Annotated in this window: 22 protein-coding genes; 5 read left to right on the top strand and 17 right to left on the bottom strand. The window is 44.8% G+C overall.

Annotation, left to right across the window (positions count from 1 at the left end; all coding sequences use genetic code 11):
• The 4 genes from I8J31_RS13900 to I8J31_RS13885 all read right to left on the bottom strand — a co-directional run bounded on the left by I8J31_RS13900 (window position 1) and on the right by I8J31_RS13885 (window position 2,620).
• Window positions 1–369 (bottom strand): hypothetical protein, encoded by a 369-nt coding sequence (locus I8J31_RS13900; protein WP_199469177.1) that lies wholly within the window; start codon window positions 367–369, stop codon window positions 1–3.
• 248 nt (window positions 370–617) lie between these two features.
• The gene (locus I8J31_RS13895) at window positions 618–1,097 is read right to left on the bottom strand and encodes an FKBP-type peptidyl-prolyl cis-trans isomerase (protein WP_199469176.1); all 480 of its coding nucleotides are present in this window, start codon (window positions 1,095–1,097) and stop codon (window positions 618–620) included.
• 65 nt (window positions 1,098–1,162) lie between these two features.
• A complete protein-coding gene (locus tag I8J31_RS13890) occupies window positions 1,163–1,741 on the bottom strand; it encodes a DUF1439 domain-containing protein (protein WP_199469175.1) in 579 nt (192 codons plus the stop codon).
• A 9-nt stretch (window positions 1,742–1,750) separates the two neighbouring features.
• On the bottom strand, window positions 1,751–2,620 hold the full coding sequence (locus I8J31_RS13885; RefSeq protein WP_199469174.1) for a mechanosensitive ion channel family protein: 870 nt from the start codon (window positions 2,618–2,620) through the stop codon (window positions 1,751–1,753).
• Window positions 2,621–2,768: 148 nt separating this feature from the next.
• Between I8J31_RS13885 and I8J31_RS21230 the strand changes: the two genes are divergently transcribed.
• Window positions 2,769–3,200 (top strand): YebG family protein, encoded by a 432-nt coding sequence (locus tag I8J31_RS21230; protein ID WP_199469173.1) that lies wholly within the window; start codon window positions 2,769–2,771, stop codon window positions 3,198–3,200.
• A 21-nt stretch (window positions 3,201–3,221) separates the two neighbouring features.
• Here the strand turns inward: I8J31_RS21230 and I8J31_RS13875 are convergent, their stop codons facing one another.
• The 5 genes from I8J31_RS13875 to I8J31_RS13855 form a co-directional block, all read right to left on the bottom strand.
• Window positions 3,222–4,127: a LysR substrate-binding domain-containing protein gene (locus I8J31_RS13875; RefSeq protein WP_199469172.1), complete on the bottom strand. Its 906-nt coding sequence runs from the start codon at window positions 4,125–4,127 to the stop codon at window positions 3,222–3,224.
• 91 nt (window positions 4,128–4,218) lie between these two features.
• Window positions 4,219–4,965 (bottom strand): amino acid ABC transporter ATP-binding protein, encoded by a 747-nt coding sequence (locus I8J31_RS13870; protein WP_325101210.1) that lies wholly within the window; start codon window positions 4,963–4,965, stop codon window positions 4,219–4,221.
• Entirely contained in the window at window positions 4,958–5,908 is a 951-nt protein-coding gene (locus I8J31_RS13865; protein ID WP_199469171.1) for an ABC transporter permease subunit, read from the bottom strand. Before I8J31_RS13865 ends, I8J31_RS13870 begins: the two co-directional genes overlap by 8 nt.
• 127 nt (window positions 5,909–6,035) lie before the next feature.
• Window positions 6,036–6,842, bottom strand: coding sequence for a transporter substrate-binding domain-containing protein (locus I8J31_RS13860; RefSeq protein WP_199469170.1), 807 nt, complete (start codon window positions 6,840–6,842; stop codon window positions 6,036–6,038).
• Window positions 6,843–7,018: 176 nt separating this feature from the next.
• The gene (locus I8J31_RS13855) at window positions 7,019–8,266 is read right to left on the bottom strand and encodes a cystathionine gamma-synthase family protein (RefSeq protein ID WP_199469169.1); all 1,248 of its coding nucleotides are present in this window, start codon (window positions 8,264–8,266) and stop codon (window positions 7,019–7,021) included.
• 189 nt (window positions 8,267–8,455) lie between these two features.
• On the opposite strand from I8J31_RS13855, the gene I8J31_RS13850 reads away from it, so the two are divergent.
• Window positions 8,456–10,291, top strand: coding sequence for an ABC transporter ATP-binding protein (locus tag I8J31_RS13850; RefSeq protein WP_199469168.1), 1,836 nt, complete (start codon window positions 8,456–8,458; stop codon window positions 10,289–10,291).
• 97 nt (window positions 10,292–10,388) lie between these two features.
• Window positions 10,389–11,747, top strand: coding sequence for a multicopper oxidase family protein (locus I8J31_RS13845; RefSeq protein WP_233402777.1), 1,359 nt, complete (start codon window positions 10,389–10,391; stop codon window positions 11,745–11,747).
• Window positions 11,748–11,824: 77 nt separating this feature from the next.
• On the opposite strand, the gene I8J31_RS13840 is transcribed toward I8J31_RS13845, so the two are convergent.
• From I8J31_RS13840 to I8J31_RS13830, 3 genes are all read right to left on the bottom strand, one after another.
• Entirely contained in the window at window positions 11,825–12,331 is a 507-nt protein-coding gene (locus tag I8J31_RS13840; protein WP_199469167.1) for a hypothetical protein, read from the bottom strand.
• A gap of 254 nt (window positions 12,332–12,585) precedes the next feature.
• Window positions 12,586–12,894, bottom strand: coding sequence for a DUF6172 family protein (locus I8J31_RS13835; protein WP_199469166.1), 309 nt, complete (start codon window positions 12,892–12,894; stop codon window positions 12,586–12,588).
• Window positions 12,895–13,046: 152 nt separating this feature from the next.
• Window positions 13,047–13,946 carry a LysR family transcriptional regulator gene (locus tag I8J31_RS13830; protein ID WP_199469165.1) on the bottom strand — a complete coding sequence of 300 codons (900 nt, stop codon included), beginning with the start codon at window positions 13,944–13,946 and terminating at the stop codon, window positions 13,047–13,049.
• Window positions 13,947–14,101: 155 nt separating this feature from the next.
• Between I8J31_RS13830 and I8J31_RS13825 the strand changes: the two genes are divergently transcribed.
• Entirely contained in the window at window positions 14,102–15,250 is a 1,149-nt protein-coding gene (locus I8J31_RS13825) for an alpha-hydroxy acid oxidase (protein ID WP_199469164.1), read from the top strand.
• 381 nt (window positions 15,251–15,631) lie between these two features.
• Here I8J31_RS13825 and I8J31_RS13820 read toward each other — a convergent pair whose 3' ends face one another.
• From I8J31_RS13820 to I8J31_RS13800, 5 genes are all read right to left on the bottom strand, one after another.
• Entirely contained in the window at window positions 15,632–16,615 is a 984-nt protein-coding gene (locus tag I8J31_RS13820) for an ABC transporter ATP-binding protein (RefSeq protein ID WP_199469163.1), read from the bottom strand.
• A 4-nt stretch (window positions 16,616–16,619) separates the two neighbouring features.
• Entirely contained in the window at window positions 16,620–17,444 is an 825-nt protein-coding gene (locus I8J31_RS13815) for a carbohydrate ABC transporter permease (RefSeq protein WP_199469162.1), read from the bottom strand.
• A complete protein-coding gene (locus I8J31_RS13810) occupies window positions 17,441–18,301 on the bottom strand; it encodes a carbohydrate ABC transporter permease (RefSeq protein ID WP_199469161.1) in 861 nt (286 codons plus the stop codon). The genes I8J31_RS13815 and I8J31_RS13810 overlap by 4 nt, the downstream gene beginning before the upstream one ends.
• Window positions 18,302–18,400: 99 nt before the next feature.
• Window positions 18,401–19,678, bottom strand: coding sequence for an ABC transporter substrate-binding protein (locus I8J31_RS13805; protein ID WP_199469160.1), 1,278 nt, complete (start codon window positions 19,676–19,678; stop codon window positions 18,401–18,403).
• 57 nt (window positions 19,679–19,735) lie between these two features.
• On the bottom strand, window positions 19,736–22,057 hold the full coding sequence (locus I8J31_RS13800) for an alpha-L-rhamnosidase (protein ID WP_199469159.1): 2,322 nt from the start codon (window positions 22,055–22,057) through the stop codon (window positions 19,736–19,738).
• Window positions 22,058–22,201: 144 nt separating this feature from the next.
• Here I8J31_RS13800 and I8J31_RS13795 point away from each other — a divergent pair, with 144 nt between their 5' ends.
• Complete coding sequence (locus tag I8J31_RS13795) at window positions 22,202–23,224, top strand: LacI family DNA-binding transcriptional regulator (RefSeq protein ID WP_199469158.1); 1,023 nt, start codon at window positions 22,202–22,204, stop codon at window positions 23,222–23,224.

Raw genomic sequence — 23,224 nt, 5'->3', positions numbered from 1 at the left:
TTAATGGTTTCCTTCTTGCTCGAAAGAGCATATAAAATAATGACTCAAGACGCGCAAATTATGCTCCATCTTGAAATAATCCTTAGCGTCTTGATAGGTCACAATTAGTCGCTTGATATGAGATAAAGGTAAATACACCTTGTCCAAACAGGTTTGTCGCCAGTGGGGCGCCACATTGGTATCGCATACCGTATCCAATAACACATTGAATACACGCCGATGCAGTAATGCCGCATCGGTGATACTCAGCCGCTCGGCATACTCTTCTGTTAGGTTTAGATAATGGTAGAGCACTTCCGGTGAATCTGCGCACTGACCACCTTGTATAGTTTGTTCCAGTACTGAAAATGGTACTAAGTAACGAGTCATTGCCTTGCTCCTCACCGATTGCTTCCGTCAAGATATAAATGATAACTATTATCAATAATGTGTGAGGATATGGAATCTGTCAAGGCATTGATAACGATTCTTATTAAAAAGTGACATTTATCTATTTTCGGTTAATCTCATTCAAAATGTAGAATGTAAAAAGTACAAAAACCAACGCTCCGAAAACACAAAAGCCCCTGTTACAGACTAGGTAACAGGGGCTTTAGCGGTATTCAACAAACCTAAATTTAGTGGTGATGACCACCAACACCATGGGCATGACCATGGGCAATTTCATCGTTAGTCGCTTCACGGGCATCCAGAATTTGAATGTTAAAAGTCAAATCTTTACCTGATAACGGATGATTAAGATCTACCGTCGCATGCTTCAAACCCACTTTTACAACGGTGACTTGGCGCATCCCTTTCTCCGTTTTCACCATGGCAACCATACCTGCTTTCCAACGCTTTGCACCCTGTAGATGTTTCACTGGAACTTGCTGATTTCGGTCTTCGTGGCGTTCACCATAAGCTTCAGAGCAAGCAACCGTCACTTCAAATTCATCACCAACTTCTTTTCCTTCCATGGCTTTTTCTAGCCCTGGGATAACATTGCCGTGACCATGAAGATAAGCGGCAGGATCTTTGCCCGCAGAAGTTTCAAGTAACTCTTCTCCATGGCGTAATGTGTAGTGGAATTGAACCACTTGATTGTCAGCAATCGGCATATTATTTCCTTTTTATTCATTCTGAGATTTTATCGCGACATTATAGAGGCAGCATGGAAACTTAACTAGAAAATGTCGAATTCTAACTCACCTTCTTTAATGATAATGTCTTTAACCAGTACCGCTGCACTTGCTTCAAAAGGCGAATGGTCAAGCACATACACAGGATGTTCATTAAAATAATCTGCTAACGCTTTTTCAAAATCACCGTGTAACGGGCCAAGGGTGGAGCGTAACATTTGATCATTAAAGCTCGACCCTTCTACTTCGACTTTAGTCAGTTTAGCCGCCACTAAATAGACTCGATTTTCTTCAAGACGCACACCAGATTCAAACGATGGATTCACCTTGGTAGTTAATGAAAAATCCCGCCCGAAAGCCGTTAACGTCCCTTTCATATCTGTCATCATATCCACCAGCACAAGCCCACCATCACGTTCGGTTAAATGAATGTGGGCCGCATTCACTAACAAATCCAGATTGAGCGTATTACCACCTAGCATTAAGGCAATATGGTTTGCTTTCGGTTCAAGCAACCGCTTGGCGACTTCCTGATTAACTTCGTCTTCGCTCACTCGAAAGCTATTACAACCACTCAATAACAAGGATAAAAGAACAACAAAAAACACAGGTAATAGGCGCATAACGTTTCTTTATCCCCTCTTTGAATCTAGGTTAATATCACGATTTTCATACCAAAACCTCATAAAATCCTCTGTCACTTTTTGCTCTATTTCGACCGCTTCTTCTGTCGGGCAAAATAGTGACACAGTAAATACATTAAAGCCCTCTGGCGTTGTTGTAATGCGCACTCTTGGCTCAGGGCCTGAAATCTTAATGTCTAAACGTTTTTCAATTAAGCTGTTATAACGAATGGCTACTTCATGAAAATGCTCACTGTATTCCCGTATTCTTGTCAGAATTCCTTCCTTAATGGTAAATAAATTTACCTCGTCTGTTTGGCGAGAAATAGAAAAGGTATGGGTTACATAGCGACGCATGTAATTCAGGTTTTGCACCGTATGATTGAGCAGAACACTATTCGGCACAACCGTCGTTCTCCCCGTGTAACCATAGCTCCCACCCTGTAAGTCTACTTCAAACAGGGTAGTAGAAAGCCAGTCACTGTCTGTAACTTCGCCTTCATAATTAGCAATGCGAACCCAGTCTCCCACACGGTAAGGATTGGAGCTAGCACGATAAAAAGCCCCAACGATGCAAGCAATAAATTCCTTTGTCGCAATCACTAGTGCCACCATAAAGGCTGCAATCGAAATGGCAATATTCTGTAATACTGATGACCAAATTAATATAAAGCCAACCACCAGCAATAAATTAAAAATATTATCAACTGCATTAATACGCTGGCGCTTTTTGTCGTGCTCAAGTGTGGCATGTCGTCGAATGATACGTTTGGTATAACGCCTAATCACATAAGATAAACAGATCCACACTAGGGTTAATGCAATTTCTATATGATCCATAACAATGGAAAGATTAAACCAAGAAAAATCGATAGGCATGAAAAATAGTTTCCATTATCTGGGCAAGGTGAAGAAAATCTAGGACGCCACTTTACCATCATTCGCCTGATCAACAAATAAAACACTAGACAGCCAACAAAATAATACTGTACATTTATACAGTATTATTTATTCCACGAGGTGGACCATGCCTGTAGTAATCAAATACGTTGTTGAACGTGACGGAATCGAAAAAATGACCTTTACTTCAAAAGCCGAGGCCGATGCATACGATAAGCTGCTGGACACGGCAGATGCGCTTTACGAATTTTTGGATAACAGCCCACTGGCTGGCGACCAAAAACAAAAAGAGGCGCTTTCTATGTATTTGGCAGAAAATAAAGATTCTCTACTAGAAGCCATAGGGTCAAAAAAGAAGCTGACCTCAAAAAACAAAAAAACCAATAAAGAGACAAAAGCAACGCCTCAACTTGAACTCACCGAAGGTGCGACAAGAGAGCCCCTCGAAGACCTGGTGATAGAACCTGATGAGGATGCCGTTTACGAGGAAGACGACACAACCGTCATACTCGATGGCGATGAACTAGTGGATTACACTGAAAGTAACGCAGCAGCGTAACCGGATTCTGCCATTAAAACCCTAGAAAGGCCCATTGGTATGATGCCAATGGGCCTGTTCAATCAACCAAGTAGAAAAAATATTCGCATCAGTGGGTAACTGTGCACCAGAGCGACAAACCAAATAAAAGGACTCGCTGGCCTCAACATCTTGCCCAAACGGTGCGACCAAACGCCCCTCTTGCAGCATATCCACCACCATGGAAGAGCGTGCCAAAGCAATACCCTGACCTAACTCGGCCATTCGTAAAGTAGAAACTAGAGTATCAAACTGCATACCATCGGAAACATCGACATCATTCACCCCCATGATGTCTAACCAGTACCCCCAACCTTCTTCATAACCTAATACATGCAATAAAGTATGCTGCGCAATATCACTTGGCACTAACAAAGGAGAACGGATCATCAATTCCGGCGAGCATACTGGCACCAAGGTATCCCACGTTAAGCGTTGCGATATCAACCCTGACCAATCGCCATGTCCCCAGCGAATTTCAAGATCCTCATCCCCATCTAATTCTTTGAGCCAAATATTACTGATGTAGCGTAAGTCGATATGAGGGTAATTAGCGGAAAAATCAGCTAACTTAGGAGCCAACCAATGGGTAAAAAATGCCAAACTACCGCGAATTTTAATCGGCCGAGCAGCGCTTTCATTGAAAATTTCATTGGTGCCCGCCGCCAAACGAGAGATCGCGTCCTGCACTACCGGAAAATAAGATTGTCCTTCTTCAGTAAGGCTCAAACCACGGGGTAAACGCTTAAAAAGTGTAATGCCTAAATGACTTTCCAAGAGGCGAATTTGTTGGCTCACAGCCCCTTGAGTCAGATGTAATTCTTCAGCAGCGTGAGTAAAGTTCAAACAACGGGCCGACACCTGAAAGGTGCGTAACCAATTTAGTGGAGGCAGGGATTTTTGCTTCATGTTGAGTACCTAGTATTAAGCCCCTACTCTATTAAGTACCTAGACGATAACCTTGGCACTGACGCCAAGGTTATCGTCTAGGAAAAGCCCTCTAAAGAACCTGCCCTAAAAAGCGTTGCAAACGAGGATTATCGGACTCGAAGAAGCGATCAGGGCTTTCTTCAAAAACCAACTCACCTTCTTCCATAAACACAACTCGGTCTGCCACTTCACGAGCAAAGCCCATTTCGTGTGTTACCACCACCATGGTCATGCCATCACCCGCTAGGCTCTTCATAACATCTAACACTTCACCCACCATTTCCGGGTCAAGAGCACTGGTCGGCTCATCAAACAACATGATTTTTGGGTGCATCGCTAAGGCGCGAGCAATCGCCACCCTTTGCTGTTGACCACCAGATAAATGCGATGGGTAGTTATTCATACGTTCAGCCAAACCCACTTTTTTCAGCAGTTCTCGGCCTTCTGTTTCCGCAACATCACGCGTCTTTTTCTTCACCTTTATTGGCGATAAAGCCACATTGCCCAAGGCGGTTTTATGGGGAAAAAGATTGAATGACTGAAACACCATCCCCACTTCTTCACGCACTTTATTAATGTTGGTTTTTCTATCCGTCAGACTGATGTCATCAATATGAATCGTGCCATCAGAAATGGTTTCTAACTGATTAAGTGTTCGCAAAAAAGTCGACTTACCGGAACCACTCGGTCCGATAATGACCACGACTTCTCCACGGTTAATATCTAGCGAAACCTGCTTTAAAGCATGACAGCCATTAGGATAAACCTTTTCCACGTTACGAGCTTGAATAATGCTCTTATCAGATACGTTAGTCACTGGCAGATAACCTCTTCTCAAGACGCTGAATAGCCCAAGACAATGCGCCAGTTAATATCAAATACATAAGCGCAACCGCAAACCAAACTTCAAAGGGTGCAAAGGTCGAACTCACCACTTCTCGACCAGCCTTGGTCAAATCCGTAATCGAAATAACCGATACCAAAGAAGAATCTTTGATCAAGTTAATAAACTGACCCGCCATAGGTGGCAAGGTACGTTTAAAGGCTTGAGGCAAAATCACATTCACCATCGCCTGCACATAATTCATCCCCAAACTGCGCGCCGCTTCCATTTGTCCCGGATGAATAGACTGGATGCCAGAACGCACAATTTCCGCAATATAGGCTCCGGTAAAGACAGACAAGGCAGCAACACCTGCCGTAAAGCGATCTAGGTCTAAAACGGTACCAATGAAGAAATAGAAAATGAATATTTGCACCAATAACGGCGTGCCGCGAATCAGCTCAATGTAGGTAACGGATAAATAGCGTAAGGCAGGGTTGCTGGAAATACGAGCTAAACCAGTAAATAGCCCAATAATCACAGCAAAAATCAAGGACACTACAGACAACTGCAGGGTCATAATAAGGCCCCAAGTTAAGGGGCCAATATTCCAGTGTTTGGTTTCTACCAGAGGATCCCCTTCAAAAACCAAATCGCCGTCATTAATCAGTAAGGTATCGAAGCCTTTAATAACAAGCGGCTCATCGCCAAAATCCGACTCAACCGTAACCAGTTTGTTGGTCTCATCAACGGTCACAGTACCATCGAAAGGTGATCGAATTTCTAAAGGTTCTGTACTAAGAATATACTGAGGAATTCTTTCCCAGCGCCAAGTGTAATCAATGCTTTTACTGGAAGCATAAACGCCAAATCCCAATCCAATAATAATTAGGACAAAGACCGCTTTCCATAAAAGCAGATGTGGATGCTTTTCCATCGGTGAAAGATTCCCCGTAGTGTGCTTTGTGGTATGGCATGATCAAAGTTTTAGAATCGAAAAAACGGCACATCACTGTGCCGTTTCTACTGTATCGCTTTTTCTGATCAAAATTCAGTGGTTGAAATTACTGAACGTTTTTCAACCATGAGTTGCTAGCGAACCACTTTTGATAAATTTTATCGTAAGTACCATCGCCTTTGATTTGCGCTAGGTAGTTGTTAAGGAAATTCAAGAAGTCTGGATCACCTTTACGTACGGCTATACCTAGAGGCTCATAAGTGAAAGGCGTATCAAGGTGAACAACCTTACCTTCATTTTGAGCAGAGTAAATGGCGTTATATGGTAAGTCATAAACAAAAGCATCCGCATTGCCGTTAATTACTTCCAGTGCGCCTTCAGACTCAGTCTCAAATAAATTGATTTTCGCCTTACTCATGTAACGCTTAGTCGCGTAATCCGCTGTCGTGCCCAACTTAGTCGCAATCTTGTACTTAGCATTATTCAAATCGCGGTAGCTTGTTACTTCACCTTTCAATTTTGAACTAAGCAAAATACTTTGACCCACAACAATGTAAGGATCTGTGAAGTTTACCTTCAAATTACGTTCTGCGGTGATCGTCATACCAGAAATAATGAGGTCACATTTAGAAGTCAGCAAAGCAGGAATAATACCGTCCCATGCCGTGTTACGTAGATCAATCTTCACGCCCATCGCTTTTGCCATTGATTTCGCTATGTCCACATCAAAACCAACAATGTTGCCTTTCTTATCACGCATATCAAACGGCATGTAACCCGCTTCTAAACAAACCTGAAGTTCCCCACGAGTAATAATTTCATTAAGTGTCGATTTTTCCCACAGGCTATTATCGGATGCTGAAGCAATAGTGGCACTGAATAACGCCATAGCAGCAATTAGTATTTTTTTCATGTTTTGATGTCCCCAGTTGAATTTAAAACCGCGCTATACGCGCTTATTATCATTTCTAATGGCCTTTCTGACAGCGAATACTACATGATTTTGTGTTAACAGTCCCTAGGAAAAACTTAAGGAATTGCGCCATATTTTCATTTTCCTAGGAATGACATTCACTCAGTCCACGCAGCTTAATCCACTTCGTCTTTAGCACAAGGCGCACTGCAAGAAACGTTCCGAACAAATTCAAACGCCTGCTTTAAGTCTGCAATAAGGTCACAAGTGTCTTCGATACCAACAGAAATACGTACCAAGCCTTCGGATATCCCCAACGCAATACGCTCTTCCAACGTATTTTCCACATGACTGGTCGTTCGAGCTGGCCCATAAATGGTTTCTACTGCACCTAAATTGCCCGCGCAATGGCCGTACTGTAACTGGGGCAATAAGGTTTTCACCATTTCCATACCACCAACCAAGACAAAGCTCACCATAGCACCAAAGCCCCTCATCTGCTGGCATGCAATGAAATAATTAGGGTGACTTGGTAAACCTGGATAGTTAACCGACTCAACCAAAGGCTCTGTTAATAGGTATTCGGCGATAGCCTGAGCACTCGACTGTTGCTGGCGAATTCTTAGGGCCAAGGTTTTCATACCTCGAATAATGAAGTAGGCAGAAAAAGGATCCAATGCTGCGCCATTTATCTCACGGTAATGACGCACTTTTTCTATCAAGGCTTCTGCCCCACACACTAGACCGCCCATGGCATCCGCATGACCACTTAAAAACTTCGTCGCACTGTGCACCACAATATCAACACCAAGCTCTAATGGACTTTGATTCAACGGCGTCGCAAAGGTGTTATCAGCAATCACCAAGGCGCCAACTTTTTTCGCTGCCGCCACCAGCCGTTTGATATCCACAATTTTTAACGTGGGATTAGTCGGTGTTTCTAAATAAAGTACCTCACAGCCTTTGGCAATTTCAGCTTCAATTTGTTCGTGGCTGTGGGTTTCGCATAGGGTCACACTCACCCCCATTCTAGGGAGAAACTCTTCGAAAACTTTATTGGTGCCCCCATAGCTGTCTTTCGTAGACACGACTCGGCTGCCATTCGATAAAAAGGTGTAAAGCACACTACTGATCGCTGCCATGCCAGTACTAAAGGCTACGGCAGATTCGGCATTCTCAAGACCACATAGTTTGGCTTCAAGGGTTTCTACCGTTGGATTACTCATGCGACTATAAATAAAACCGGGGGCAGCCCCAAGCGCCACATCGTACCATTCGTCAATATCCTGATAGCCATAAGCGGCACTCGCCACAATCGGCGTTTGTGTTGCCCGGTAAGGGTGTTCTACCTGCTCACCACTCCACACAGAACGAGTACCATCACCCACATTATTAAGCCCAAAAATATGCGATTTATTCTTCATTTACACCACCAAAACTGTGACCAAACAGCGTCATTTTCAACGCCTTCTTTGGCTCAATATAGCCAATAGATTAAAAAGACAGAAACGATGAATTCAGGGAATAAGGGGCGATTATTTTAATGGCTAAAAGATACATAGAATGACTTATAATAACGACACGCTCAGCATTCATGACCTCTAGGACAATCGATGAAACCCGCACCAGCCGCCCAAAACACCGTCGATAAAAACATGCTAGGTGTGTTTCGCTACAGCCGCCGTGCTATCTTGCTGGTATGGCAAACCTCTTCGGGGTTAACCATTGGTCTGGCGTTAGCAACCTTGATTGCGGGTGTTGTACCCGCTGCGATGGCCTACGTGGGACAATTGATTGTTGATGCGGTTGTGGCTGCCATGGCGCTGTATAAGCAAGATCAAACCCTGCATTATCAAACCGCGCTTAACTACGTGGTACTGGAAGGGGTCTTAGTGTTAATCCTTGCCGCAGCACAGCGGGCGCTGACTGCGCAACAAGCGATTTTACAGGGATTGCTGGGGCAAAAGGTCAACATGTTGATCTTGGAAAAAGCCCAAACCTTAACTCTTTCTCACTTTGAAGACTCCGAATTCTACGACAAGCTAGTTCGCGCCCGTCGCGAAGCATCCAGTCGCCCACTCGCCCTCGTTAATAAAACCTTCGCCCTCATCCAAAACGCCATCTCCCTAACCAGTTTTGCGGTTTTATTATGGCATTTCTCTCCTTGGGCATTGGGGCTATTAATACTCGGTGCTTTGCCCGCCTTTATTGCTGAGGCCAAGTTTTCAGGGGATGCCTTTATTATGTTCCGTTGGCGCTCCCCAGAAGTGCGTCAACAAAACTATCTGGAAACCCTGTTAGCCCGTGAAGACAACATCAAAGAAGTTCGTCTCTACCAATTAGGAGAACGTTTCTTACAGCGCTATGCAGAAATTTTTCTCAAGCTATTCAAAGAAAGTAAGCGTTTAATTCTACGCCGCGAAAGCTGGGGATTCGCCCTCGGTATCATCAGCACCTTAGTGTTTTATGGAGCTTATGGCTGGATTGTCAGTGACACCATTATCGGCGCCATTACATTAGGACAAATGACCATGTACCTGTTGCTGTTCAAACAGGGGCAAGGTTCAGTTTCCGCCTCGTTAACGTCCATCAGCGGCATGTACGAAGACAACCTTTACCTGTCTAACTTGTATGAATATTTGGAACAAGAAACCCCAGCATCGCAACAAGGTTTACAGATCGGCCCCCAACCCAATGACGGCATCCGCTTCGAGAACGTCAGTTTTCAATACCCCGGCAGTGCAAAACCCGCCTTATCAGCGATCAATTTGCATATTAGGCCCGGACACAGTCTCGCCATTGTCGGCGAAAACGGCTCAGGAAAAACCACCTTAATTAAGCTACTTACTCGCCTCTATAACCCGACTGCAGGGCGAATTTTACTCGATGGCTTAGATTTGCTTGAATGGGATGAAACCACCCTATTAAAAAGGGTTGGCGTGATATTCCAAGACTTTGTACGCTATCAATTTATTGTCGGTGAGAACATAGGGGCAGGGGATAATGATCGCTTCAACGATCAAGCTGGCTGGCAAAAAGCCGCTGAACTGGGCAAGGCGACCGACTTTATTGATCAATTACAAAAGGGTTATCAAACGCAGCTTGGTCGCTGGTTCAAAGATGGGCAAGAACTGTCTGGGGGACAATGGCAAAAGGTCGCCCTAGCCCGTGCCTTCATGCGCGAGGAAGCCGACATATTAGTCCTTGATGAACCCACAGCCGCCATGGATGCCCAAGCGGAAGCCAACATCTTCCAACACTTTCAAGAGCACACCAAGGACAAAATGGCGATTCTCATATCCCACCGTTTTTCTACCGTTCGCCTCGCCCACGAGATCATCGTCATGGATCAAGGTGAAATCAAAGAACGTGGAACCCATGAAGCCCTGCTCACACAACAGGGTCAATATGCCCACCTGTTTACACTACAAGCTCAAGGCTATCGCTAAACAAGATGCACAAAAAAACCATCAAAAGCACATCTTTATTTGCTAGGATTCAGCCGCAACTTTTTTGATCCCAATACACCCATAAGGAACAAAGGTTTTGAACAGACGTCGCTTTATCAAATCCAGCGTGGCAGTCGCCGTAATGAACGGCACATTGCCGAGAATTGTCTTGGCGGCTCAACCTTCGGCTGGTTTCGACTATGAACTTATCGTCGCCCCTGCCAACGTCAACATCGTCCCCGGCGGCAGTACACCGGCTTTAAGTTTTAATGGTGGCTACCCTTCTCCCGTCATACGAGCCAAACAACATCAGCCCGTTCGTATTCGCGTAGTGAATCAATTAAATGAACCCACCACCATCCATTGGCACGGTATGAGAATCCCCATTGGAATGGATGGCGTGCCTTTCCTAAGCCAAACGCCCATCATGCCCGGTGAAGCTTTTGACTATGAGTTTACGCCACCAGATGCAGGGACATTTTGGTATCACCCTCACATGAACAGCGTCGAACAACTTGGTAAAGGCTTGGTTGGCGCACTGATTGTGGAAGAAGCGGAAAAACCAGACTTCGATGAAGACCTAGTACTCTGCATGAAAAACTGGCACATCAACGACGATGGTTCCTTTACGGCTCTAACCACACCGCAAAATGCCTTTCGCATGGGAACACCCGGGCGAGTCATGACCATTAACGGTCAAACATCCCCAACCTATGAGGTGCCTGCTGGCGGCGCCATTCGTGTACGCTTCCTAAACGTCGATAACACTGTGGTTTATATGGTCAATTCAACCGATCCAGACGCTCAGATCATCGCCATTGACGGTAACCCGATTGCACAAGCTGTCACCTTAAAGCAACACCCTATGGCACCGGGAATGCGTCTAGATCTTGGTGTTATAGCGCCCAGTAAAGTTGGAGAAACCATTACCTTTAAACACAAAAACAACCCCCTAGTGACCCTAACAACCGTCGCTAGTCATCTGGAAAATCGCAGTCTGCCTAAGTTGCCACTTAACCCTATTCCTGCGCCAGACCTTGATAACGCAGAAACCGTTAAGTTTGCCTTTGAATGGAACGCCAACATCACCCCAATTAAAAAAGATGGAAAGGTAAGTTACAACTTTTGGGCAATGAACCGTCGATCATGGGAAGGCATGTCAAAGGGCCATATTCCAGCACCTTTAGCAACACTAGAGCGAGGTAAAACCTATATTTTTGAACTGTCTAACTTGACTCAATACCACCATCCGATACATATACACGGACACACCTTTACCGTGCTCCACTCCAACAAAAAGGACATAATTCCTTTCCATTCAGATACGGTTTTATTAGGTAAAAACGAAATCGTCACCGCCGCGCTTGTAGCAGACAATCCGGGCCGTTGGATGTATCACTGCCATATCATAGAACACCTAAAAACAGGCTTTATGAGCTACATTGAAGTCACTTAGAACTTAAAAAAGTTAAAAGAAGAAAAGGCGGCACACTATCCTTTTCTTCTTTTTAATATCACCATCACCTAAACCGACTAATTGCCTTTGGGAGTTAATACTACATAAAGCGCCATCACATTTTTCCCAGACTCTTTGGCGATATCGGCCAAAGGTTTCGACTCTTCGGCACTGGCAAAACCACTATCCTTTAACTTAACGACCATCTCGCTAGCCGACATTTCAAACACAGGCGCGACGATCTCTGGAGACTGAGAAATAACCGCCTGAGAAAAAGCAAAAGGCGGTGGTCCACCAGCGCCACCCTCTTCCCCTGCAGGCCAAACAACAAACAATACAGCCGCTATCGTCGATATAACCAAGGATTGAACCATGGCACTGCGTTTAAAATAATTCACAAAGGGACGCCAATTACGCCATAGGTGTAAAACAAAAGGCAGAATCAGCACCATACTCAACCATTCGTGCATGGCATGAAACCAGCCAACCTCAATATGGAAAAACAAAGCCACACCAGAAACCAACGACACTAAAAACAAGCCGGTAAATAATGGGGTTGAATAACTCATAAACCATTGCTTCATTTCATTCTCCAATACCAAAAAAAGAAGTCCTTATTATAAGTAGGGGTATTGTCGAATCGAGACAATTTACCGAAACTTACACTCAAGCTTGCCAGTACGATTTAAGTATTCATGGAGTAAGAAAAAGCATCTTGATCGACATCAGAGAAATGGCGTATTTACCTTTATACGAGACAAAAAAACCAGACCAATCATGATAAATCTAATCACCACAACGAATCTGGTTTTTAACAACTTTGATTGTATTAACTATTTTAGCTTCCGTCTTTCTCAGAGTCCGGACGCTGAGTACGTGTCTCAGCTGTTGCCAGAATTTCTAAGTAAAACGCAGGCCACTCTTGGCTTTCAGCGAAGTCCATTTTTTCATTAATGGCAGCCACATGAATTACTTCAGCAAGCTCTTCACTCTGACCAAACTTGCAATCAAAACCCCAAAAATCCGCGTGTTCAGGCAAGGCTTTATTACGCTCTCTTTTAAGGTACTTTTTAACATCGCTTTTAGCGGCTTCAATTAAACGAGGATAAGCAATTTTAGGGTGAGATAGAGTAAAAGTCTTTTTCATTAGAGTCCTGAGAGGCTTGGAGGTAGGTGGCAATACACCACCTTTGATGGCTGGCATGATAACGGATTATTGAGCGTGACCCAAAGACTTTAATGTCACTTAGGCTCTAATAACAAATCAGCATCAGGGTCTCTCCAATATTATGACACTAATCAGAAATACTCTTTTTTATCCTGATAGGCTTGCTTAATATGCTCAATCAGCAACCGTAGTTTTTCAGGCAAGTACTTGGTAACAGGGTAAATCGCATACACGCCTAACTGTCTGGGTTTATGCTGGGTGAGAATAGCGACCAATTTACCTTGTTGAAGGTCTTCATACACACAACAACGAGGCACATAAACAATACCAAAGCCCGCCAACGCAGCTTTTCGCAAGGCTTGGGCATTATTGGTGGCGAAACTGCCGCTAATGCGAACACTTTGCTCAACCCCTTGTGTTGTAAAACGCCAATCAAAAGAACCTTGAGCCTGATAGGTATAAGCCAGACAGTTATGCTCTTTTAACGCTTCCAGCGTTTTAACCTCACCAAACTGCTCGATATAACGTGGCGAACAACACAGAACCCAACTGGATTGAATAAGAGGCTTAGCAATCAGGCTAGAGTCTTCCAACTTACCGGTACGGATCGCAAGGTCTAAACCTTCTTCCACCAGATTCACAAAGCTATTTTCTAATCGCATGTCTACGGTGATGTTCGGGTATTTCTGACAAAAATCCGCCACCGCTTCGGCAAGCAGTAACTCTCCCGAGATGGTCGGCACAGACATCTTAATACTGCCAGTTAATCCTTGGCTAAACGCCGATACCGAAGCGACCGCATCACTCACTTGGCCTTCTATATTCTTCGCGTGAACGTAAAGGCTCTCCCCAGCTTCCGTCAGACTCAAGCGCCTTGTGGTACGGTGAATCAACTGTACACCTAAGCTCTCTTCGAGCTTACTGATGCGTTTACTCAAAGCTGGTGTCGACAATCCTGCCAGCAAAGCGGCTTTATGAAACGAGCCCGCATCCGCCACATGGACAAATAAGGTTAAATCTGACGCATTCAATGGCAGTATCCCCGAGTTATTGCAACGTTTTAGGAAAGAGTTTTTTAGTTTATGTCATATTTATCTCAAATCAAACTAAGACTATAGTGAGACATGAAAAAAGAAAAAGGGGTCAGAACCCTTTTTACGGACCCCTTTTTACGATGAGGTAAACGATGCGACTCAAAGACTGCCATAACTTTCAAGACTTCCGTACTCTGGCAAAGAAACGACTACCGGGGCCCATCTTCAATTACATTGACGGCGGTTCTGATGATGAGTCGACCTACCGTCGCAATACCGCCGCCTTTGAAACCTGCGACTTATTACCCAGCGTATTAACAGGCGTTAAAGACGTAGACCTGTCCGTTACTGTCATGGGACAAAAACTCGACATGCCAGTTTATTGCTCGCCCACGGCCTTGCAGCGACTTTTCCATCACCAAGGCGAACGTGCCGTGGCGGGTGCCGCTGAAAAATACGGCACCATGTTTGGCGTGTCCTCCCTTGGCACCGTCAGCATGGAAGAGATTGCCAAGCAAACCGACACACCACAGGTCTACCAGTTTTACTTCCACAAAGACCGCGCACTCAACCGCGCCATGATGCAACGCGCCAAAGACGCTGGCGTACAAGTCATGATGCTCACAGTGGACTCCATTACAGGCGGTAACCGCGAGCGAGACCTACGTACCGGTTTTTCCATTCCCTTCAAATTAAACCTAAAAGGCCTACTGCAATTCATCATGAAACCCATGTGGGGCATCAACTACGTCACCCACGCTCCCTTCAGCCTGCCACAGTTGGATGCCCATGTTGATATGGGCAAAGGCGCCACCTCCATCGGTGACTACTTTACCAACATGCTTGACCCTTCCATGAACTGGGACGACGTGGCCGAAATGGTGAAGTTCTGGGATGGGCAATTCTGTTTAAAAGGCATCATGACCCGAGAAGACGCCCGCAAAGCCGTCGACATTGGCTGTACTGGCGTGATCATTTCCAACCACGGTGGCCGCCAGCTAGACGGTTCCCGTAGTTCCTTTGATCAACTGGCGGAAATTGTCGACGAGGTGGGTAATGAAATAGACGTCATCTTCGACAGCGGCGTGCAGCGCGGCACCCATGTTTTGAAGGCTCTTTCGTTAGGTGCAAAAGCCGTCGGTATTGGCCGCATGTACCTGTATCCACTCGCAGCGGCTGGACAACCCGGCGTGGAACGCGCCCTAGGGCTAATGAAAGCCGAACTCGAACGGGACATGAAACTGATGGGCAAAACATCTATAGACCAGCTTACTAGAGAGAATCTAAGGTTTCGGTCTTAACGTTCAAAACGTATGAAGGAATCAGGCCTAAAATAACTTTATATAATGTTAAGAATCGTTAAAAGCCCCATAAAAAATTGAAAAAAATGGTTACCACAAACTAACTGTCAGTCATTAACAATGATGTTCTTAGAAAGCCAAGTTGATAGTGCCTATTGCTTGGCTTTCTTTTTGTAGGCATCCCGTGATCACAACGACACTAGTTTTTTATAAACAATGGGGGATGCATCGATGGAGATGAATCCACGTTAAAGCAAGTCCAACAAAGCAGTAGTCTTAACTTGGCAACACTCTCCCTCTCCCTTCGCAGTTTAAGTATTCGCTATCTTAAGAAAATACCAGTGAAAGCGAAGTAGTTCCTGAAAAGGCATTAACGCTATCCTACTTACTCAAAAAATGCTCCCTACCTTGTTGTGGTGTGGCGTATATTTCGCTTCCTGTGGTGACCGCAAAGTCACCATCCGCCCGTGCCACGAGCGTTCCTAGAGCTTGCACTTGTATATGAACAATCACATCAGCACCTAGGTGTTCTATGTGTTTTATCACGCCTTGCCACTTGCCTGTTTGTGTCGATAAGGTGAGGTGTTCTGGACGGATTCCATAGATATCTGCACCATGCTCTTGTGCGGTTTGCCCTTCAAATAAGTTCATTTTTGGGCTGCCAATAAAACCGGCAACAAAGGGGGTTTTCGGATGATGATAGAGTTCCATCGGTGTCCCCACCTGTTCAACATGTCCGGCGTTCAGCACAACGATTTTATCTGCCATGGTCATGGCTTCAATCTGATCGTGAGTCACGTAAATCATGGTGGCGTTGAGTTCTGCATGTAGCTCAGTTAATTCAAGACGCATTTTGGAGCGCAGCGCCGCATCGAGATTAGAGAGCGGTTCGTCAAATAGAAATACCTCTGGATTTCTGACAATAGCACGGCCAATGGCGACCCGCTGGCGCTGTCCACCAGAAAGGTCTTTCGGTTTACGATCAAGTAAGGCTTCTAGTTGCAGCATTTTAGCCGCTGTATTAACACGTTCATTAATCTCATTTTTAGGGCGTTTGGCCAAGCTTAGACCAAAGCCAATATTGTCCCTGACGGTCAAGTGCGGATAAAGCGCATAGCTTTGAAATACCATGGCAATGCCTCGATCAATCGGATCAGCATGAGTCACATCTTTGTCAGCGATTTCTATCTCACCACTGGAGGCATCGTCCAAACCAGAAATAATGCGCAACAAGGTCGATTTACCGCAACCGGAAGGTCCAACAAAGACACAGAACTCGCCATCATTCACATCTAAATCAATGCCTTTAAGAATCTTAACGCCATTGAATTCTTTATGGATGTTTTTTAGTTTTACGCTTGCCATGGTTTTATCCTTTTACAGCACCAGCCGTCATACCTTTTACAATTTGTTTATTAAAAAAAATAAACATGATAAGAGGAGGTATGGTAACGAGAAGAATGTTCATAAACAGTAAATTCATCTGTGAAGAAAACTGACTTTGGAAGTTGTACAAGGTAAGTTGCACCGTCACATTGTCTTTACCCGGTAAGTAATACAGAGGGTTGGTAAAATCATTAAAGATGGTGACCGATTGCACCAAAACAACGGTAATAGTGATGGGTTTAAGCAAGGGTAAGATGACCTTAAAAAACACCTGCCAAGGCTTAGCACCGTCAATAATCGCCGCTTCATCCAAGTCTCGCGGAATACTGGCAATAAAAGAACGAAACAATAACACCGAGAACGAAAGCCCATAGGCAACCTGTATCAGAATCATGCCATGCAAAGTTTTAAACAGGTGCAATTCTTTCAGCAGCCAAATAGTCGGTACAACGGCTGGTGGAATCATCAAGCCCGCCAGAATCAAAGCATAGATAAAACCATTCCATTTAGATGGCCGTCGTTGGATGACGTAACCAATCATGGCAGCCGAAACGGCTAATAAAGAAATCGCACCAACGGTAATGACAGTGGAATTAAAATACGCCAACAGAAGCATATAGTTTCTGGCTTTAATCACAGCCATGAAATTTTCCCAGAATAGCCATTTAGACGGTAATGAAAGCCCTAGATGCGATGCCTCCGCCGCCGATTTCACCGCCGTTATTCCAATAAACATAAAAGGCGTAGCAAAGAGCAGCACGCCCAGAACAAGAGCAACAATGCCGATGATGACTTGTTGTCGTTTCATAAATCCACCTCTCTGCGATTAAACCAATAGGTAAGAGGAACAACAATCAAAGCAACAAGAACAAACAAAATAATATTACCAGCAGTAGAAAGCCCATAAAATCCAGCTTGATACTGCTTATAAATTACCGAAGCCAGAACATCCGAAGAAAAGCCTGGGCCGCCTTTTGTCATTGCCCAAATAAGGTCAAATGATCGCAAGCCACTTATTAAAGATAACGTCACAACGGTCACTGTCGCCGGGCGAACTAAAGGCACCGTGATGCGAAAAAACATCTGTAACTTAGTTGCTCCATCTATTCGTGCGGCCTCATAGTAATCTGAACTAATAGTCGCCAAACCGGCAATATAAATAAGAGTAGCCAGACCAACGCCTTTCCAAACATCCACTAGCGCCACAGAAAATAATGCCAAATGCGGATCAATCAACCACGCAGGGCCGTGAATACCTAAGTAGCTTAAACCTACATTTATCATCCCTCTCGCTGGATGCATGATTTCCGTAAATGCGATACCAATACCAACGGTAGATACTAAAACAGGGAAAAAAATTAACGTTCTTAAAAAGCTTTGTCCGAGTAAACCAGATGTGAGTAAAACCGCTAATAGCAACCCTAAGATAGACTTCGCAATAGATGTAACTGCACCAAAAACAACCGTATTCACAGCACCCGTAATCAAAAAAGGCTCCTGAAAAAACTGACTATAGTTTTCTAGTCCAATAAAGCGCGTTTCAAACAAATCCCATTGAGTCAAACTAAACCAAAAGGCAGTCACCGTAGGCACCAAAAATAGCACTAGGTAAATTAGCCCGCTCGGTAAAATGAACCAATAGGGATAAGATCGACTACTTTTCATAAGTCCTCCAAGCATCCCCTCTTTCAACTTTAGCGAGGGGTCGCAAAACTACTGCATTCGCTATCTTTTGCGACCCCTTTTAAAAAGGAGACAAAGTCATTACCAATTCGGTAGATTCAATTGTTTAGCTTGCTTTTCAACGTCTTGGTCATAAAGCTCCGCCGCTGATTTTGCTGTACGAATGCTCGACCCTACTTCAACCGTCAGCTGTTCCAGCATTGGGCCTTTTATCGGCGAAAGAAACTCTAAGGCAGGTGCGGTTCGACCCTCGACTTGGAAGTAAGGCAGCATATCTTTCACGGCAGGAAAAACGTTATCAGGTAAGGTACAACCCTTGATGAGATAAGGGCCATTCGCGCCAATGGCATTCGTAATAGTATTACAGGCATCCACCGTCGCCACATAGCTTAGGAAGTCTTTCGCGATGTCTTTGTGGTCACCCTCTTTTGGAAGGTAAAAGGCGTTAGGCATCCACACGGTCAAACCGTTTTTGCTGGCATCGTCACCGGGCTGAGCAAAAAAACCGACATCATTAATCTGATCTGGAGTGTTGATATTAATGGCAGGAATGGCAAAGGTTAACATTGGATAATGAGCCGCTTTCCCTGTAGCAACCATGTTCAAGCCATCGTTGTAAGTCGCCGCGCCATAATAATCATTAAAGTATCCCGCTTCGGAAACTTGTTGAAGCTTTTCGAAGCCTCTTAACGCAGATGGTGTCGTCGCAAATTTTGCCTTGTTATTGGTGTAATCATCGGCGAAGTTAGGCTGTTCTGACTGCACATTGTAATAGTCAGCTAACACAATAAGCTGCGATGTCCACGAATCACGATAGGTTTGTGCAATCGGTGCCGCCTTTGACTTGGCTGCGATAATCGCACAATTGGCCATAAACTCTTTCCACGTCATTGGCACTTTTAGGCCCAACTCTTTATAAAGACGCTTATTATAAAGAATGCCGCCGCCCATGGCTGTTTGTGCTGGCACCGCATAAACATTGCCTTTTTTGTCACTTACCGTACTGGTAAAGCTAGACAAAATATTAGAAAAATTAGCAATGTCGTTGATAGGCTCTAGCGTTCTGGATGGTCGTAAGGCTTGCAATAGCGAACCTGAATTATAGATAAACACGTCCGCCATTTCACCCGTTGCGAGACGCGTTTTGACGATATTATCACCTTCCGCACCACCGGGCCTTAGTTCCATTTCGAACTTAACATCAGGATGCTTTTTGCTATAAGCTAATGTCAGTGCTTGCGTCAATGCAACCGTATCTGGATTGTTATCTATCAGTATACTCAATTCTACCGCACTCGCTGCCGAAACAGCGGAGAAAGCAAAAGCGATAACAGTGAGCTTTTTTACTAAATCTTTCATATTACACCCTCTTTTTAAATTTATTGTTGGGTAAACACGCTGAGGATTTCCCCCATATTATGTGAGACTGAAAACAATCTCGCTCTTTCCGGATGGCACCGTAACACCAGCCAAACTGCCATTCATGGCTTGACCATTCATCGTAACCACGCTTTCCAGTAACCTAGATGACAAAATACCAACACATCCATTTGGTAAAGAAAGTGAGTAAGCTACCTTGTCCTCAAGGATTCTCCAGCTCGCCTCAATCCGACCAAGGCCGCAATCGTGCCACATAGATACTCGACCCAACGCTGGCAAAAACGTTGGTGATAACAACACTTCTTTATAACCGGGGGCATGCGCCACAGGCGACACACCCGCCACTGACTCAAACAACCACTGACACACAGCACCATAAGCGTAATGATTATAGCTATTCATATTCGGGTCATAGATGGTGCCATCTTCAGCAATCGCGTCCCATCGTTCCCAAATGGTGGTTGCACCACGCTCTATCTGATACAGCCAACCGGGCACTTTTCGGTTAAGAAAGACGTTTTCTGCAAGGTCGTTCATGCCTAATTTGGTTAATGCTGGCAACAAGGCTGGCGTACCAATAAAACCAGTACCAATCAGGTATTGGGCATCGACAATCACCTCACGGAAATAGTGCTTCGCGGCATCAAAATACTGCTCTGGCACCAGATCATAAAGAAAGGCCAACGAATAGGAAGTCTGGTCGTTATGGGCAAGCCGACCAGTTTTACTAAAGTACTCATCAACAAACGCTTCTTTGATACAAAGCGCCCTTTTCTCTAGCGCACTGGCCTCTTGCTCTTTCCCAAGTAAATGCGCGATTTTAACGGCAAGATCAGTAGAAATATAATGATAAAGCGTAGCCGCACAATCATCCGCGATAGTGGGGCGAGGCTTGCGATTATCTCCCACTGGTTGCAACCAATCGCCAAAGGTAAAACCATGCCCCCCCCATTGCAGGTTCGGTTTAATAATCGGCCCATCGGAAAGAGACCAAAGGTGATCTAACCATTTTTGCATAGCTGGAAAGCATTCCCTGAGTATATCTACATTGCCATATTGCAAATATATCTGCCAAGGTATGATAGTAATGGCATCTCCCCAACCAGTAGACCCCGCCCAATCCCCATCAAACATCTCAGGGAACAAGCGCGTTGGATCAGGGGAAAAATGCGGAATGGCGCCATTAGGTCGTTGATCATGTATCACATCCCGCAGGTACTTAATCAAAAAGCTTTCACAATCCGCTAGCCAACAGGCCGTGCCTGCAAACACCTGTGCATCTCCCGTCCAACCTAAACGTTCATCACGCTGCGGGCAATCGGTTGGAATTTCAATAAAGTTAGAACGCTGGGACCAAATGGTATTCTGCACCAAGCGATTCACCGCCGGCACATCACATTCAAATCCACCAGTGATAATCGGTACCGAAGTGAGCGGAATCTGTTGAATTGAATGCAGCTTCACCTCACCCGACAGTTTAATTCTGGCATAGCGAAAGCCCATAAAAGTAAAACGCGGCTCGTAAGATTCAATGCCCTCACCTTTCAGAGTGTATTGTACGGCAACCCGTGCATCTCGGTAATTTCTGCGGTCAAAACATCCTTCTTCATCCAATATTTCGGCAAAGTCGATGTAGAGACTCGCCCCTGCGTTACCATCGACCTGGATACGTACCACAGCGGAGCAGTTCTGACCGAAATCAACAACCATGTCGCCATTTTCATACCATGTCTTCACCGGACTAACAGACGCCAATGCTTTGACCGCCGCCGTTTCGTGCGGCACTAATAACGTCTTATCAAATTCGAGAATATTCACCCCATGGGAAGCGATTAACCTCTCTTCACGGGCATCGTAATCTTCCCCTAAATAAATACCAGACTGTGTGACTGGCAAGTAACCCGATTGCCAGCTCGCATCCGTTTTGCAAATAACCTCGCCCGCCAACTCAAGCTGAGCAATGGCGGCAATGGAATCGCCCCAGCAGTTTAGAATTTTGCATTCTTCCCACATGATCTGAGATCGGTACCAACCATCAGCCAGCCAAATCTCGATTTTGTTGCTACCAAGCTGCAAGTACTCATTAACGTGATAAGTTTGAAAAGAAAGACGGTCATCGTAGCAGGTCAAGCCTGGAGTGAGGTAATCGTCACCCACTTGGCGACCATTAATAAAAACTTGGTATAAACCCAAAGCAGAAATAGTCAATTGCGCAGTATGCTCAAGACTGGAAACAACAAATGTGGAGCAAACAAAACAAGCTCTTTTACCGACACCTTCATCGCACGATGGCGCCACCATGTCGGCAACCCAGGTGACTGCAGAGCTTTTTACAGTGCGCAATATATCAGAGCTCATGATAGACAATCCTTAAGTATTATTTTTATTAATGGACGATATTTATTTAATTGAGTGTAGAACGTTATACGAATAATAAGTAGAAACGAAACCTCATTTCAAGTAGTTTCTATAAAAATTTATTTATTTGATAAGCCGTGCTCTATGACAAACCAAGCAACAGTAAAAAAAATCACCATCAAAGAAGTCGCCAAAGACGCAGGCGTTTCCGTAGCCGCCGTTTCCAAAGTCATCCGCAATGCCTATGGCGTCAGCCCAGCGCTACGGAAAAAAGTAGAGCTGTCCATTAAAGTACTAGGCTACCGCCCCAACACTTCAGCCAGAGGCATGCGCGGCAAAACCTTCACCATAGGTGTCTTGATCGCCGGATTAGGCAACGCCTATTTGCCGAAACTGTTGGAAAAAATAAACGCCACCATCGAAAAATCAGACTTTAAAATGCTCATTGGCCTTGGCCAAGGGGAACTCTCCATCGAGTCTTCACTTATTGAATCCATGATTGATAACAACGTAGACGGGCTGATATTAGTTGCCCCTCGGCTATCTGGCACAGCACTCGAAAAATACGCCAAGCAAATACCCATGACAGTTATCGGCCATGTTGAAGACACCGCTGTCAGCTTCGACACTATCAATGGTGACGATTACTTAGGCGCTCAACTCGCCACCAAAGCACTAATAAATACAGGCGTAGAAAACGTAAAAATGATCAGCTTGCTGCTTCGTGAGTTTGACGAATTTGACCTGAATAGAGAACGTGAACGGGGCTTTCTGGCTACACTCAAAGAAGCCAATATTTCCAACGGTGCAGAAGACAGAATTTTCAGATCGTCGGATAACGAAGAACAGCTACGAAAAGACCTAAACCTGTTTTTAGATGATATCAAAACACCCTGCGCCATCTTCTGTTGGAGCGACATCCACGCCGTACCATTGCTAGACGAATGCCAAAAGCGTCACCTCGTTCCTCAGAAAGATGTCTTTATTATCGGCTATGACAACACCCCCATCGCATCCTACGCCGTGGTCAACCTATCCAGCATAGACCAACAAGCCGAAGTACAAGGGGAACTGGCCGCCGACGCCATACTAGAACGAATAAAGGGACGCAGCGAAGCCAAACACTGTCAAGTAGCACCCACTTTAATTGCTAGAAAAACGCATTAG

Source organism: Marinomonas transparens, assembly GCF_016463975.1.
Taxonomy (GTDB): Bacteria; Pseudomonadota; Gammaproteobacteria; order Pseudomonadales; family Marinomonadaceae; genus Marinomonas; species Marinomonas transparens.
Note: the sequence above shows the minus strand (reverse complement) of the source record. Positions and strands in the feature narration are given on the sequence as shown.